Source organism: Vulgatibacter incomptus, from assembly GCF_001263175.1.
Classification (GTDB): Bacteria; Myxococcota; Myxococcia; order Myxococcales; family Vulgatibacteraceae; genus Vulgatibacter; species Vulgatibacter incomptus.
Window position 1 is genome coordinate 3,540,334 of sequence record NZ_CP012332.1, and the last position, 14,762, is coordinate 3,555,095.

Sequence of the window (14,762 nt, forward strand, 5' to 3'; positions counted from 1 at the left end):
GGCGCCGGCCATGCAGCTCCGCGAACGACCAGGCGATTCCAAGAGCGACATCCGCTCTCATTTCGCCATGCCGCATTCGTAACGCCGAGCGCCGAGGCGTTGTAGAGCGCGGGCTACGATCGGATCGGCGAGGTTTTCGATCGGAGGGCCTATGCGGAAGCTGCGCGGCGCCTCATGGCTGTCGCGCTTCGCGGCCAGGCAAACCTCGAAGGCGGCCTTGCTATCAAGTGGGGACTTGCGATCGACGAGCGACGGGGAGGCTGCTGATCCTGGTGGCCGCCACATTCGGCCATTCGTCGAGCACCTTCGCCCTTTCGGTTGCCGACGAGCACCGCTTGGAGCGCGCCTTCAACGCTATGGGGAATGGTAAAGATAGAGGTACTCAGCCCCTTCGAAGACCTCATCGCCATCGACAGAACGAAGCCGCAACGTTCCGCCACTTCGTTGCGCGCGCACCCTACCCGGGCCCCCGCATCGTTTGACGAACACCAAAAGGGGCGCGACTCCTCTTGCCCGTGTGTCTGCGTTTATCCTCGCTCCGATGAAGGTCCCATTTTCGTCAGGTACCGACGTCTCGATCCATGGAGTTCCAGCGTAGGTTCCGATATCGCCGACCACATCCTCCTCCGTAGCGGACAATAACCAGCCTTCGAGTTTTTCTAGCGTGTCGACCCAACTGTAAAATCCACGAGGCAGGAACGTGCCGCCAAAGCGATCCGCGCCCTGTCGAAAGGGATGTTGCGCGGCGGCCATCTCGAGAGCCTTTGTGACTCTTTCAACCCATGCGAAACGGTCATCTCGCTCAATATGTCGCTCGTATGCCCGTCGTTGAACGGCAGTGATCTCCGGCGAATCGAGATCGATTTCCTGCTCGGAACTCGGATCAAACCGCGCGTGCCCATACGTCACAGTTCGCCCGCTCGGGTCGAACGCCACATTCGATCGTTCGTCGAGTCCAGCCTCTGCGAGAAGGAGAAGTTCAGCTCGGCCTTTCAAGTGGGCGACGTAGACAGTCGACATACTCGGACCTCAGGGTTGGGGTGGTCGCAGCGGGACTGCAGCACCGGACACGGCGGCCTAGACTTTCGCGACAACCGTTCTCAAACAGACCATGGCTGGACTCACCTCCCGGCGTTGACCGTCGCGTCGAAGAGGTCGGAGGCGTCGGCGTCCGTGGCGGCAGGCGGCGCCAGTACCGAGCGGCTGAGGAGGCGCTTGCGCTCGAGGAGGTTGTGGAGGGTCACGTCGAACGAGTGATCCTGGTAGCGGGGGTGGATCGCGAGCACGTGGTGGACGTGGACCGGCCGGTTCTGGCCGATGCGGTAGATCCGGTCGTTGCACTGATCCTCGACGGCAGGATTCCACCAACGCGAGAGGTGGATCACGTGATTCGCCGCCGTGAGCGTGAGGCCGACGCCGCCTGCCTTGGGTGAAAGCAGCATCACGTCGAACCCCGAGCGCCGCTGAAACTCATCCACGCGGGACTTTCGTTTGTCGCCCGCGACGCCGCCGTTGATGACCATGGGTGGAGACGTCAGGCGGTAGCGCCGCTGCAGAAGCTCCGCGAGGATCCCCTGCTCTTCGAGGAACTCGAGGAAGACGAGCGCCTTCTCACCCCTCTCGAAAACCCCGTCGAGAATTTCGACACACCCGTGGACGCGTGCGGAGGCGTCAATCCAAGCGCCGTCGCTCGTCGAGGCATCCGCGAACGGATGCAGCGAAATCCGCCGGAGGGCGTGGAGCGCCTCCAACATCCCGCCCTTCTTCTGGCTGCCGCGGGCGTACTCGAGGGCCTTGGCATACTCGGTGGCCTGGACCTCCGGCATCGGGATTCGCCTCACGTGGAGGCTCCTCTCCGGCAACCCATGGAGATGGTCCTCCTTCATCCTCCGCTTCATCAACGGGGGCGGCGGTTTCTCGGTCAGCGCCACCTGGAGCTCCTCGAGGCGCTCCTCGGTGGCTTCGTTCTCGTAGGTTCCGAGGAAATCCTTGAGCGACCCCAGGCGTCCGGCCCAGGCCGTGTCGACGATGCTCCACAGGTCGGCTAGGCGGTTCTCGACCGGCGTGCCCGTCATGGCAATGAGGAAATCGGTCTTCATCGCCTTCACGGCGTCGGTGACGCCGGCCGCAGGGTTCTTGATCTTCTGCGCCTCGTCGAGAACCACGCAACCCCACGAAACGCGACCGAAGCTGTGCTGGTAGTCGCGAAGGGTTTCGAAGGTCGTCAGAACCCAGTCCGCGTTCTGGAAGCGGGAGACGTCGAGCGTCGGGAGCCCGCCTGCGAGATCACCTCCCGTACCCTTCGTCGTTCGCAGCCCGCTGAGCCCCGCGCCGAATCCTTCGCAGAGGATGCCGAGGCCAGGGCGGAGAAGATGCCGATCGTGCTCGTCGCGCCAGTTCCGGAGCAGGCCGGTCGGAGCAACTACGAGCAGGGGCTTGCGGCCCACGACGCCCTCGTCCTGCCGCTCTCGCAGCCAGGCAAGGAACGACAACGCAGTGAGCGTCTTGCCCAAGCCCATGTCGTCCGCCAGCAGAGCGCCGGGGTGCCCGGCGATCCAGTGGTCCTGCAGCCACTCCAGTCCCTCGACCTGATGCTGCAGCAAGCTCGTCGCGAGGTTCCCGGGCCGGCGAACCTTCGGAGCCGCCATTCGGCGGACGGTGGGCCGGTATTCGACTTCCTCCAGATTATCCTTCACGAGGAGTGCGAGCTTGGCCGGCTTCTCCTCATCGACGGTCGGCAGCGCCTCCTGCGGCTCGGCCTCGTGCACCACCTCGACAGAAGGGTAGCGGTCGAGGACGTCCACGAGCTGCCGGACGGCGGCCAACGAGTCGGTTGTGGCCGGGACGTCGACCTCCTCCACCCGAATCGACTCGGTTCCGAGGGCGATCGCGCCTTCCAAGTCGGCGGCAAGAGCGCGGACCTCTGTCGGTTCGAGGCGGAGTTCGACGTCGCCGATCCGAAGTCCCACGTGCTCCGGCGGCATCCACTGCGACGCCGATTGCGAGTACCAGGGAACCACCTTTGGCTGCCAGAGACCGACGGCCTTCACTCGGTCGCTGAAGCCCTCGTCCCAGAAGAGGCCTTCGAGCTGTTCTTCGTTCAGCTCGTCCCCGAGCGCCTCGCGCACGAAGGCGCGCGGGTTCTTCAAGAAGGCCGTTCGCTCGGCGACGCTCCCTGCTTGCGCTCGCCGTGCCACCTCCAGCGCCTTCTTCACCTGCGGCGGAAGCACGAGGAACCATCCGCCGCCGACGGCGTACCTCGTAGGCACCTGCGTCCTCCTCCGGTAGGACGCGGCGAACTCCTTCTGCATGCCGGGCGGCAGCACCTCCCGCGCTTCGTGCTCAACCGAATCCAACCCTTCGATCGTCTCGATCTGGCAAGGCACCGGATCGAAGTCCGGCTCGCCCTGCTCGTTGCGGAAAGGACGAAGCGTGAAGCTAGGCGCCGAGGCGACTCGGAACTCGGTGAGATATTTGTCGGTGGCGCCTTCCGGAAGGAGCTCCTTGATCGCGGCCCACGCGAGCATGCGGGAGTCGAGGTCCGTAGGCGGGGAGGCGTTGAATCCGTCGATCGCCTCCAGGGCCGAGAAGAGCGCGGCGTCCAACGTGCGCACGGTGCTCCCCATGCGCAGCTCCGCGCCGATCCGCTCGTAGAAGGAGACCGGCCGACCGTCGATGTGGCGGAGCGTGACGAGGAGCCGGAAATCGGAGCTCGTCAGGGTGCCCTTGGCTTCGATCGCCAAGAAGAGCGCGGCGCGCGGAGGGAGGCCGAGCGAGCGCAGCTCGGAGTCGTGGAGGCCGGCGATCGAAGCGTGGGGGACGAGGACGGTGGCCCCCTCCAGGACTGCCTGCTCCTCCGAAACGAGGCGGAGCAGCGGTCCCACGCGAATTGGGTTACCGGATTCGTCGACAAGGGTTCGAGCCGCCCAGCCATCTAATTCGAGTTGAGCCCCGCCCCCCGCGCCGTGAATCGATATCCCTGCTGCGAGACCTCTCGTCCGAACGTACCCGTATTCATGTCATTCAAACCCGCAGTCCGGTCTGCAGCCCGATCCACTCACGCACCTTGGGCATCCACGAACCTCCCGCATAATGCGTTTGCTCGAGTGGCGCCTCGCCTCTCAAGTCCCACCCGTCGTAGCGACGCCGGTAGAACTGCGGCGCACCGGACCCACCGGAAGGCCAGCCGCGGCATCTCCCCATATGGCTCCATTCCGCGATGTCCACCGAACCTCTCGGGCCACGAATCTGCATCAGCAATACGGACTTGGATTGGTCCTGCTCGCCATGAACGGTACCGAATTGACGACCGTCCATGTTCAAGCGCCCGGTCGCAATTCTGTAGGCATCGAGTCCGAAGACGACCCATGCCTGAACGACCACGCCTGCGTCGAAATACTTGCCCCAGAACGCCCGCCGCGCATCCCAGTGCCGCTTGTCCGCCGTGCCATCCAACACTCTGAAGAACGCCTCGAGGCTCTGGCGCACGAGCCATCGGTGCATTACCCCGCGATGGCGTTCGTCGACTCCGAACCACCGGCTCGTGTCGATGCGTGGATCCCCGTAGTAGTCGAGAAACAGTCGCTCCAGCCACTTGCGTCCTGCCTCGTCCGGGTCGCGGTCGACGTAGGGACCTAGCAGCGCTCCGGGCAGCTTGGTCCGAAGCGATGGGTACGGGAACTGTCCGGCGCCGACCGCCATTGCAACGACACGCTGCGCCGCCGGCGACGTCGGCGCCAAGCCGCGGGAGAGCTCACGCCCCAAGCGATCCAACAGCGCGTCGGCCACGAGGTGGACGAACCGGGCGTTCTGGAGGTCGTCGGTGAACCCAGCCCCTTCCAACAGCACCGGAATGCCGTCAGACCGACGCCAGAGCTGGTCCGCGAACGCCCCAGGTCCATCGGCTTCCAACAACTTCCACGTCTCGTTGCGCTCCCGCCAGGCGATCCCCTGCGGGCTCGCCGAATCCCGAAGGAGCTGGTCGATTGCGAGACGCCACTCGTCGAAGGTCGGCGCCGCCTGGGGATAGTCGCGAAGGAACGCCTTCACGGCCGCCAGAAGCGCGGAGGGTCGGCCAGCGACACGGAGCCAACCGACGTAGGCCTTCAGGAGCTCGCTAGAGGAACCGAGCCACCGGTCCGCGTGCTCGGCCCCCTCCGGCATGAAGAGGACCCATGGCAGAGCGCGAAGGTGGCGCCTCGGAAGCCCGTCCAACGACTTCGTCGACTCCCAGTGGGCTCGAACCTCTCGGAGCACCTGATCCAGCTCGACGAGCGGGGGTACCTTCCCTCCCGACTTTTCGAGGGCCTGGAAGACCTCGAACGCCGCGGCTTTGACGTTCCTCGGCGCGAGGCCGGCGATCGAGTGCCCCAGATCCCATCGACCGGAGGAAGCCCTACGGCTCTCGAGCTGCGCCTTGAGACCATCGCCGCTCAAAACTCCACCACCTCGGAGACGGCCGGACGCTCGTCCGTGGAGGGCGGCGTCATGAGGACCCGTAGATCGATCCTGCGATTTCGCGCTCGGGCCTCGGGGGTCGATTCCAGAGCTACCCGCCGGGAATCCGCATAGCCCGCCACACCGAAGAGCGGCTCGCCTCGTTCGTTCCGGAAGGAAAGCAGCTCCGCACTCCTCGAAGTCAGCACCTCGTAGGTCCGGATGGCTCGCGCCGCGGAGAGCTGCCAGTTGTCCTTGAACCGCATCCCAGGCAGGAGCGGCACGTCGTCCGTGTGCCCCTCGATGACGACCGCCTCGACGTTCGCGTCGTAGGTTCGCTGCGGGCAACGGTCGATCGAACCTACGGTGAAGCAGGGAAGGACGGTCGCCAAATTGTCGGCCAGCACCGCGAGCCGCTCCCGTCCGCCCGGATTGAAGTCGTCGAAACCCGACCGGAAGAGAATCTCCTCCGGGAGTCGAAGCACGCCGTGCTCGACGTCGATCTCCACCGCCAGACCTTCCCGAGCGAGACGCGTCTGGATGGTCGATAAGAGCTGGGCGCGAGCGGCATCCGCCCCCTTGAGCTGCTTGACCTCCTCCTGCTTCTGCTCTTCCGCCTGGCGAAGGCTGTCCTCCGCACGGCGGAGATTGAAGGCGAAGACCATCAGCGTGATGATGAAAACGAAGAGCAGACCGGCCATCAGGTCGCTCACCGAGACCAGATAGCTCCCCTCTTCTGCCGCCCCACCTACCGCAGCCGCCCGACGAAGCCTGCTCATCCAACCCGCCTCTGCAGGCCGCTCGCGATCCGATCGACCTGCTCGGTGAGCTTCTTCACCTCGACTGGGAGGTCGCCGAGGTCGTCACCCATGGTGGAGACCGCCTGGACGAGGTGCTTCGACGCCTTGCCGAACTGCTCGTCGATCTCGAGCAAGAAGTGCTTCACCTGATCCGAGTATCGGTGGAGGCCTTCGTCGAGCTGTTGGAACGCGGCGGCGAGGCTCCGGTCCGTATCGGCGAAGCGGTTCTGATAGTCGGCCCAGCTCGCGCTCGTGGCGTGTACCGCGGTTGCGAGCTGCACCGAGGCCTCCCCCATCGACTGCGCTGCCGTCTGCGTGACGTCGGATGCGGCTCCGAGCCGGTCGCCTGTGACCTTCAGGTTCTCGCCTGCTCGCTCGACCGCAAGGGCCGTGTTCTGGAACTTCCCATGAACGCCGTCCATCGCGCGCGTCAGCGAGTCGAACCGCTCCAACGTCTGCTTCGTCCCCTCGATCAAGGAAGCCCACCCTCCGATAGCGGTCTCCAGCTTCGCCATCGAGACCTCGAGGCGGTTCGTCGTCGCCGCTATCGGTGACGTCAGGGCGTGCCCGGCCTCCTGCATGGCGCCGAGGGAGTTCTCCAAGACGTCCTGGACCCTCTCGAGCGTCTGCGCCATCGCCGAGATCTCGCTGCCGGCGGCACCCGACATCGTGCGCTGGAACTCTTGCACGAGGCTGGTCAGAAGCTTCTCGTTGCTCTCGCCCCGATCGCTCCGCACGCCGTTCACCGCCTCGATGAGACGGTCGAGCGCTGGGGTCAGGCGGCCCGCCACCCGCTCGTCGAGGGCCTCGGCGATATGAATGGCCAGCGTGTCGTTGAACTGCTTGAGCTGGGTGGTCTGCTCCTTCGACTCCTCGAGCTGCTTCGCCGCGAGGGCCTCGGCGGTCACGAACTCGAGGCGATCGTCCAAGGAGGCAGCGAACCTCTCGATCGCGGCGCCCGAATTGGCCACGAGAGTCCGCTCGCCCAAGGTGAACAGCATCGAACAGGTCAGGCCGCAGATCGACGTCAGGAAGGCCATCGAAGCGCCAGCGAGGAGATCGCCGAGCGAGCTCTTCATCGCCTCGATGTCCGCGACGTTGATCCCGAGGTTCGCAAGGTGGATGCCCGCCGCGAGACCGACGAACGTCCCCAGGATCCCGAGACCGGTGAGGATGTTCGGGACCGCTCCGTAACGACGAAGGTTCAAGCGGTCGGCCATCAGCCGCTCGGCTTGGAAGAACGCGGACGCCTCCAAGGGGGTCCGCACCGGCGCCGCGGCCCCACCGAGCGATGCCGGGAACTCGAACGTCCGCCGGTACTCGCGCCACGTCTTGCCCAGCACGCGATTTTCCAGGAAGCGCGCGTCGTGGTCCTCGTAGTTCGCCCGGAACGCCGACTTCCCGTCAGCGGTCGCGAGCGTGCCGATCCCTTTCTCGGCGTCTACCCGGACCGAACGCAGCTTTCCCCACATCATCAGGAAAGGGACGACACCGACCGCGACGATGAAGAGACAGGAGACCCAAACCGATTCGGTCGAAGTCAGAAGCTTGGCGATTTCGGTCATGACGTCCGAGATAAAAATTCGAGGAGAGACCGAGACCTCGGAACACCGATCCTGCCGGGGCCGCCGCTCGGGGTGGGTGAAGTCCCGGGAGTTTACCCAACCCCGCGCCAGGACTGAAGAAAGACGTAACGGTTGCCAGAGGGGTCCTGCCTGCTGGCGATGGACTCCCACCTATCCCTCCAGCTGTCAGCCCTCCTCCCTCTTGGCGCGTCCTTTCCCCCGACCGCCGCGGACGAGACGCCGGTCGAAGGAGGAGTGATGACCGAGACGACCCCGAAGTTCGAGATTCGCCTGATGAACCGCCGAATCGAGCCGATGGCGCAGACCCTCGTGGCGGCAGTTCGGATCGACGCGCCTCGGGCGGAGGTCCACCGCGCGCCGCTGGACCTCGTCGCATGCGTGGACGTCTCGGGGTCGATGCAGGGAGCGAAGATCGAGCGAGCCAGGCAGTCGCTGGAAAAGCTGGTGGAGCAGCTGTCCGCAGGGGATCGACTGGGGATCGTGGCGTTCGAGTCGCGGGTCCATCTTATTCTCGAACCCCTTCTCATGACGCCGGAGGGGAAGCTCGAGGCCCGGCGCCGGATCGAAGGGCTGGTCCCGATGGGATCGACCGCGATGAGCAGCGGCCTGCGCACAAGTCTCGAGCTCCTGGCCCGAGAGCAGCGGCCTGGCGCGATTCGGCGGGTGCTCCTGTTCACCGACGGGCACGCGAACGCCGGCCTTCACGAGGGAGATCTGCCGGGGTTCACTGCGCTGCTGAAAGAGAGCGCGCACGGCGTGAGCGCCTCGTTCTTCGGCTACGGGGAGGATCACGACGGTGGGTTCCTGTCGGCGCTCGCGGATCTGGCCGGCGGCAACTACCACCACGCCGCCGATGCCGACGCGATCCTCGCGCCTTCGCCCGCGAGCTGGGCGGGCTCCTCTCGGTGGTCGCGACGGACATCGAGGTCTCGGTGCGGCCCTGCCCGGGCACTGGCGCCCCTGCGTTCCTCAACGACTTCCGCGTCGAGGCCCTGGGCGGCGCACGCACCCTTCACCTCCCCGAGCTGTATGCCGAGGAGCGGCGGTGGATCGTCTTCGAGCTGCCCTTCGCGCAGCCGGCGGATCCGCATCATGGCCCCAAGACGGTGGCGGAAGTGGAGGTCGTGTGGCGGCAGATGCCGCTTGGCGGGCGACAGCGGATCGCGCTCCGGGCGGAGGTAGAGCTGGTCGATCGCGCCCTCATCGAGCTGCCGGATCCGGAGGTGCGGGAGCAGCGCGCGCTACTGCGGGCCGCGGAAGCCCAGCGCCGGGCGGCAGTACTCGCCGAGCGCGGGCGGTTCCAGGAAGCCGCATTGGCGATCGAGTACATGGCGACCGAGGCCAAGGCGTTGGGCACGCCGATGGGGGCTCAGCTTGCAAGCCTCCTCGCCGAGACTGCCGCCAACTACGGCAATGCGCAGGTATACGTCGCCAACCGCTCCACCCTAGCTGGCCTGCGAAAGGGAATGGGACGCAGCCGCGCTTCGGGGACCGTCGCCGACTCGCTCTTCGAAACGTCGACGCAGACCGAGATGCGGCGGCGGTTCCGCGGCCCGAAGCCGCCGAAGCCCGACGGCATGCCCTAAAGCCCAGGCCGTGAACGATTGCCGTTGATGCCGAAGGGTCCCTCCAGGGAACCTGCTGCCCGGGCTCCCACTCCTATCGCTCCGCACCCATGCCTTCGCCGATGGCATCATCCCCGGCCAAAGATTTCGACATGAACGTACATCGAGCCCTCGCCGTCGCCGGCCTCGCGACCGCCTTCTCCCTGGCCGGCTGCCGGGCTTCGCCGACGCCCGAGGAGCCGAATCGGCTGGCCGTTTCCTATGCGGAGGCGGCGAAGTGGAACCACGAAGCCTTTGCCTCGTCGCTCTGCCCCTACCCGAAGAAGACGGGCTTCATTTCGGGTTACGAGTGTTCTGATCTCACCCGCGAACGAGCGCGGTGCCTCGCGTTCATCCTCGACCGCGAGCGCGCGTCGCTCGTCGACCAACCGGACGGCAAGGAATGGAGGGACCTCGACGGCTTCTACGAGGATTGGCTCCGCGCCCGCTGTGGAGTCGATGAGTCCCTTCTCTGGGTCGACCTCGACACGCGCGAGTGGTCCGACGGCACTGCGCAGTACCTGCGAGAAGACCGATGCGTCCAGCGCATGCTCGAGGAGCGACTCTACTTTCACGCTTCGCGCGTCGGGAGAACGGACGGCTTCTGGCGGCTGGTCGAGGCCCGTCAGGCGGCGGGCGCTCGGGTGCGAGCCAAGCTCGAGCAGGCCCGTGCGGCGACCGAAAAACCCGCGGTAGTGAACACCGATCCGATTGGCTCCGTCCGATCGGAATCGTGGCGGGAGCTCGTCTACCGGCTGGACGTTGCGCTTGCGCGCCCAGCGATCCTGGCGCAGCAGCACTGCAGAGAGCTGCACCGTGAGGGCGATTGCGAGGCGAAGTTGACCCTCTACTTCCACTCGATCGGCGAAGACGCAGACGGGCTCGATGTCTGCAAGTTCTAAGCGTCTTCGCGGACACATGCCGAGATCTTGCCGTTCGGTGACCGAGGCGCATAATCGTTCACTATTCCACACGGAGAAGCATCGATGTCCGACCTGGGCCAGCGCACCCTCGAGCAGTATCGATCCGCCGTTTCCATCGATCCGGAGTGGTCCGTCCCCACCGAACGAGGGTTCGTGTGGTGGCCGTTTCGACAGGCCCAGCGCGTGGAGGCTTCCGAGCCATGGAGGGATCCGGAAGGGCACTGGTGCGCGCGCGTCGCGGCCGAAACCGACCTCGTCGTCGCCCCTCCTAGCGGCGAGATCGACGCAAAGCTGACCGCCATGGCCTTCTCCGTCGCGCTCAGCGGCGTCGTTCGCGATCCGCAGACCGGCGTGGTCCGCCTGCGCACCTCCATGCTCATCACCGAGCAGAACGCCGGATGGGCCAGAAAACTCTTCTGCCATTCCGCTGCGCTTCAGGTTTCGACCGCGTTCCGGATGGGCCTCTGGTTTGCCAAAGAGACCGACGGCAGGCCGGCCTCATCGGCCCACCCGTCGAGCGGTCTGCGCGACACGCCCGACGAAATGCTCGGCTTCATCGACGACGTCGTTCGTCCCATGGGCTCCGGAGCGACAAGGTGGTCCGCCGACGAGGAGTTCGACGAGCTCACCGGCTACTTCCAGTCCTTCGGCTTTCCTGCGGGGGATCAGCCCAGAGTACTGGCGCGATGGTGGACGATTCTTCCCCTCGGCGCCGAATCGGCGCGGCCCGACGCTCCGTCGATCATGCTGCGCGTGCTGGACCGCGCTCCTCACCCAATGTTCGGCGCTGGTGTCACGCTCATGCTCATGCTGCCTGTGCCGCTCCACCCGGGAAACGGCGACCTCGCTGCGCAGCTCAACCTTCTGGAGGTTCGAGAAGGCGATGGGCCACACACGCTCGGCTCCTGGGGCCCCGTTCCCGGCGGCCCCACGGGGATGAGCTTGGGTCACATCTGCTTCCTCCCCAATTTCGTCTACGAGAGAGGCCTCCTGGCGAACGTCTGCTTTTCGATGGCGGCGCATGCCAAGCTCATCTCGAGCCAGCTCGCGACCTCGGAGTGAGCCGAAACGCGTGTTTCGCGTAGGCGGAAAGGCGTCATCGCCCGATCCAGAGATGAACTGCAGAAACGAATAAGTGAATTACTGTAGAATGCAGGATACCGGTGTCGAAAACAGGCGTACCACCTGCGACTCAAGAGTGCCCGGACGGATTCCTCCGTCTTTCGGGTGAAGGCGATCAAGGTCGACCTGCTTTTGCTGCTTGCCTGAAGGCGTGACAACGATGTTCGCTAGCGGATAACCTGGGCCGTTCACGGCAGGATAGTCCGCGCTTTGGTGCCTATGTCCACGTTCGACTCGACCAAGACCCAGCTAGGCGTACTTCTCACAAGAGTGGTGGAGGGCAAGCTTCAGTTGCCCGACTTCCAACGGGGGTGGGTATGGGACGACGAGCACATCCGGTCCTTGCTGGTCAGCATCGCCCGCTCGTTCCCTATCGGCGCGGTGATGCTACTCGAGACCGGCGGCGAGACCCGCTTCCAGGTGCGTCCCGTCGAGGGCGTTGATCTACCGCAGAACGCCTCTGACCTTGCGGCAGAGCTGATCCTCGACGGGCAGCAGCGCCTTACATCGCTCACCCAAGTGCTGAAGCTCGACAAGCCCGTCGCCACACGCGACGCGAAGAAGCGCGAGCTTCGGCTTCACTATTACTTCGACATCGAGAGGGCATTGCAGGGGCCGGAGTCGCTCGCGGAAGCCATCGTCGCCGTCGACGAGCAGCGAACGCTGAGAAGCGACTTCGGCCGTAAGGTCGAGCTGGACCTCAGTACGCGCGAGAAGGAGATCGACGCGTTCTACTTCCCATGCAACCAGATCCTGAACTCCGACGATTGGGAGCAGCTCCTGTCGGAGCACGCCCCAGACAAGCTCGCGCGGTTCATGAAGTTCCGGCGACAGATCGTCGAGCCGTTCCGCAGCTACATGCTGCCGGTCATCAGCCTGAAGAAGGAGACGTCAAAGGAGGCGGTTTGCCTCGTGTTCGAGAAGGTGAACACGGGAGGCGTTCCGCTCTCTGTCTTTGAGCTCGTCACGGCCACGTGGGCCGCCGACGGATTCAATCTGCGCGACGATTGGTTCGGGCCCCGAGGCAAGGGGGGCCGTCAGTCGCGTCTGGGTAAGCGCGCGCTCCTACGCGATTTGCAGCCGACGGACTTCCTCCAAGGCGTTTCGCTTCTCCACTCGTTGGAGCGGCGAGCGCAGGATCTGGCTGCGGGGCGCTCCGGGAAGGAAGCCACCGGCCTAACTGCGAAGCGAGAGCACATCCTCGAAATGCCGCTCGCAGCGTTTCAGAGGTGGTCCGAGCCATTGACCAAGGGCTTCGAACAGGCGGAGCGCTTCCTCCGGAGCGAGGGCTTCCACCATCCAAAGTTCCTCCCCTATCGTACGCAGCTCACGCCTCTCGCTGCGGTGCTCGCGCACCTCGGTGAGCGTTGGCTCGAGCCGCAGATCAAGTCGAAGCTTGCGCGGTGGTTCTGGTGCGGCGTCTTTGGAGAGCTCTACGGCGGCGCGGTCGAGACCCGTATCGCGCTCGACGTACAACAGCTCCTCGCATGGGTTGGCGGGACCTTGTCGCAGGAGCCGGCAACGGTCCAAGCGGCGGGCTTCAATCCCAATCGCCTCGACACGCTGCGCTCTCGCACGAGCGCCGCCTATCGTGGACTCTACGTGCTGATCCAGAGAGACGGCGCCTGCGACTTCTTCTGGAAGACGCGAATGGTCGACCTCGATCGCGACGACGTGAAGCTGGACATCCACCACATCTTTCCGAAGAAGTGGTGCGAGGATGCTGGCATCCCTCCGCGCGTCTTCGACGCGATCGTCAACAAGACCGCCATCTCCTACAGGGCGAACAGGATGATTGGCGGCAAGGCGCCGTCGCTTTACCTCGCGCAAATCCAGGACCACGCCCAGGTGAAGGCCGGCGGTGCCGCGATGGACGAGATCCTCATGAGCCATTTGATCGACCCGTCGCTCCTGCGGGCCGACTCATTCGATGCGTTCTACGCCGCCCGCAAGACGGCGCTGCTCGCTATCATCGAACGTGCGATGGGCAAGGTGTCGATCGAGGCTTCGCCCGTCGTTGTCAACGAGGATGACGGGGACGACGAGGAAGAGGGCGAGGCCGCCTAAGCGTACATCGTGCATCCGGCGAAGATGCCGACGTCATCTAGGCGGCCGTACACCCTAGGCTCGTCGAGCGGCTCCTCCTCGCGTCATGATAGCGACCGCAGGGTCTCGACGAGATCGAGCCGCTCCCATCCGAACAGGTCGCCGTCAGGCTTCCTGCCAAAGTGGCCGTAGGCAGCGGTGGGCTCGTAAATCGGACGGCGGAGCTGCAGACGCTCGATGATCGCCTTCGGCGTGAGCGGCACCGCCTGCCGGAGCCGCTCCGCGAGAAGGCCATCCGGCACTCGACCGGTACCGAAGGTCTCCACGTAAAGCGCCAGCGGCTCCGCCACCCCGATCGCGTACGCGAGCTGGATCACGCAGCGCCCGGCGAGCCCGGCGGCAACCACGTTCTTGGCCAAATGCCGGGCGGCGTAGGCCGCGGAGCGATCGACCTTGGTCGGATCCTTCCCAGAAAACGCGCCGCCGCCGTGGGGCGCCGCGCCGCCGTAGGTGTCGACGATGATCTTGCGTCCGGTAAGCCCCGTGTCGGCGGCCGGTCCTCCCGATACGAAGGAACCCGACGGGTTGACCAGCACGCGGGTGCGGTCGTCGAGCCACTTCGAGGGGAGAACCTCCCGCAGCGCGGTGCGGACAATCTCCTCCACTTCGACTCCAGGCGCGTGCTGGTGCGAGACCACCGCAGTGTGGATCCTCGAGGGCCTGCCGTCCCGATACTCGACCGTGAGTTGGGACTTCGCGTCGGGGCCGAGGACGCCCGGGTGCCGCCGCCGCCAAGCCGCAAGGTACTCGAGGACCCGGTGGGCGTAGAGGATCGGCGCCGGCATGAGCTCGTCGGTCTCGTCGCAGGCGTACCCGAACATGAGCCCCTGGTCGCCGGCGCCCTCCCCTTCCTCGCCCTTGGCGTCGACGGCCGCCCCGATCTCCCGGGCCTGCTCCTGTAGCGCTACCCGCACCTCCGTCGAGTCGGCGCCGAACGCATCGTCCTCATAGCCGATCGATCGGATTGCTCGGCGCGCAATCGCCGCCGCATCCATCCCGGGCTCGCTCGTCTCGCCCGCGATCACGCAGAGTCGCTTCGTGACGAGAACCTCAATCGCTGCGCGACCCAGCGGATCGCGCGCGAGGATCGCGTCGGTGATCGCGTCCGAGATCCGGTCGGCCACCTTGTCCGGATGCCCCTCGGAAACGGACTCGCTCGTGAAAAGAAAATTGCCGTTCATACTC

General features: G+C 65.5%; 10 protein-coding genes and 1 pseudogene. 5 read left to right on the forward strand and 6 right to left on the reverse strand.

Annotation, left to right across the window (positions count from 1 at the left end; genetic code table 11):
• Nucleotides 1-354: 354 nt before the first annotated feature.
• The 5 genes from AKJ08_RS19455 to AKJ08_RS14810 all read right to left on the reverse strand — a co-directional run bounded on the left by AKJ08_RS19455 (nt 355) and on the right by AKJ08_RS14810 (nt 7,972).
• Nucleotides 355-1,020 carry a hypothetical protein gene (locus AKJ08_RS19455; RefSeq protein WP_157370718.1) on the reverse strand — a complete coding sequence of 222 codons (666 nt, stop codon included), beginning with the start codon at nt 1,018-1,020 and terminating at the stop codon, nt 355-357.
• Nucleotides 1,021-1,121: 101 nt separating this feature from the next.
• Nucleotides 1,122-3,884 (reverse strand): DEAD/DEAH box helicase, encoded by a 2,763-nt coding sequence (locus AKJ08_RS14795; protein WP_050726769.1) that lies wholly within the window; start codon nt 3,882-3,884, stop codon nt 1,122-1,124.
• 139 nt (nt 3,885-4,023) lie between these two features.
• A complete protein-coding gene (locus AKJ08_RS14800) occupies nt 4,024-5,049 on the reverse strand; it encodes an EH signature domain-containing protein (protein ID WP_169788842.1) in 1,026 nt (341 codons plus the stop codon).
• A gap of 383 nt (nt 5,050-5,432) precedes the next feature.
• Entirely contained in the window at nt 5,433-6,215 is a 783-nt protein-coding gene (locus AKJ08_RS14805; protein ID WP_050726771.1) for an OmpA/MotB family protein, read from the reverse strand.
• Nucleotides 6,212-7,972 (reverse strand): hypothetical protein, encoded by a 1,761-nt coding sequence (locus AKJ08_RS14810; protein WP_157370720.1) that lies wholly within the window; start codon nt 7,970-7,972, stop codon nt 6,212-6,214. Before AKJ08_RS14810 ends, AKJ08_RS14805 begins: the two co-directional genes overlap by 4 nt.
• 144 nt (nt 7,973-8,116) lie before the next feature.
• On the opposite strand from AKJ08_RS14810, the pseudogene AKJ08_RS20960 reads away from it, so the two are divergent.
• The 5 genes and pseudogenes from AKJ08_RS20960 to AKJ08_RS14835 form a co-directional block, all read left to right on the forward strand.
• Nucleotides 8,117-8,671: pseudogene (locus AKJ08_RS20960) on the forward strand (vWA domain-containing protein); the annotation flags it as partial.
• A gap of 56 nt (nt 8,672-8,727) precedes the next feature.
• A complete protein-coding gene (locus tag AKJ08_RS14820) occupies nt 8,728-9,408 on the forward strand; it encodes a hypothetical protein (RefSeq protein ID WP_050726774.1) in 681 nt (226 codons plus the stop codon).
• A 131-nt stretch (nt 9,409-9,539) separates the two neighbouring features.
• Nucleotides 9,540-10,328 (forward strand): hypothetical protein, encoded by a 789-nt coding sequence (locus AKJ08_RS14825; RefSeq protein ID WP_050726775.1) that lies wholly within the window; start codon nt 9,540-9,542, stop codon nt 10,326-10,328.
• Nucleotides 10,329-10,412: 84 nt separating this feature from the next.
• Entirely contained in the window at nt 10,413-11,411 is a 999-nt protein-coding gene (locus AKJ08_RS14830; RefSeq protein WP_050726776.1) for a hypothetical protein, read from the forward strand.
• A gap of 279 nt (nt 11,412-11,690) precedes the next feature.
• Complete coding sequence (locus AKJ08_RS14835; RefSeq protein ID WP_050726777.1) at nt 11,691-13,538, forward strand: GmrSD restriction endonuclease domain-containing protein; 1,848 nt, start codon at nt 11,691-11,693, stop codon at nt 13,536-13,538.
• A gap of 83 nt (nt 13,539-13,621) precedes the next feature.
• Here AKJ08_RS14835 and metK read toward each other — a convergent pair whose 3' ends face one another.
• Nucleotides 13,622-14,758 (reverse strand): methionine adenosyltransferase, encoded by a 1,137-nt coding sequence (metK, locus tag AKJ08_RS14840; RefSeq protein WP_050726778.1) that lies wholly within the window; start codon nt 14,756-14,758, stop codon nt 13,622-13,624.
• Nucleotides 14,759-14,762 lie beyond the last annotated feature (4 nt).

Bases quoted from the DNA above. Each gene is read 5' to 3' on its own strand.
- AKJ08_RS14825 (WP_050726775.1), top strand. From the start codon at position 9,540: ATGAACGTACATCGAGCCCTCGCCGTCGCCGGCCTCGCGACCGCCTTC.
- AKJ08_RS14835 (WP_050726777.1), top strand. From the start codon at position 11,691: ATGTCCACGTTCGACTCGACCAAGACCCAGCTAGGCGTACTTCTCACA.
- metK (WP_050726778.1), bottom strand. From the start codon at position 14,758: ATGAACGGCAATTTTCTTTTCACGAGCGAGTCCGTTTCCGAGGGGCAT.
- AKJ08_RS19455 (WP_157370718.1), bottom strand. From the start codon at position 1,020: ATGTCGACTGTCTACGTCGCCCACTTGAAAGGCCGAGCTGAACTTCTC.
- AKJ08_RS14830 (WP_050726776.1), top strand. From the start codon at position 10,413: ATGTCCGACCTGGGCCAGCGCACCCTCGAGCAGTATCGATCCGCCGTT.
- AKJ08_RS14805 (WP_050726771.1), bottom strand. From the start codon at position 6,215: ATGAGCAGGCTTCGTCGGGCGGCTGCGGTAGGTGGGGCGGCAGAAGAG.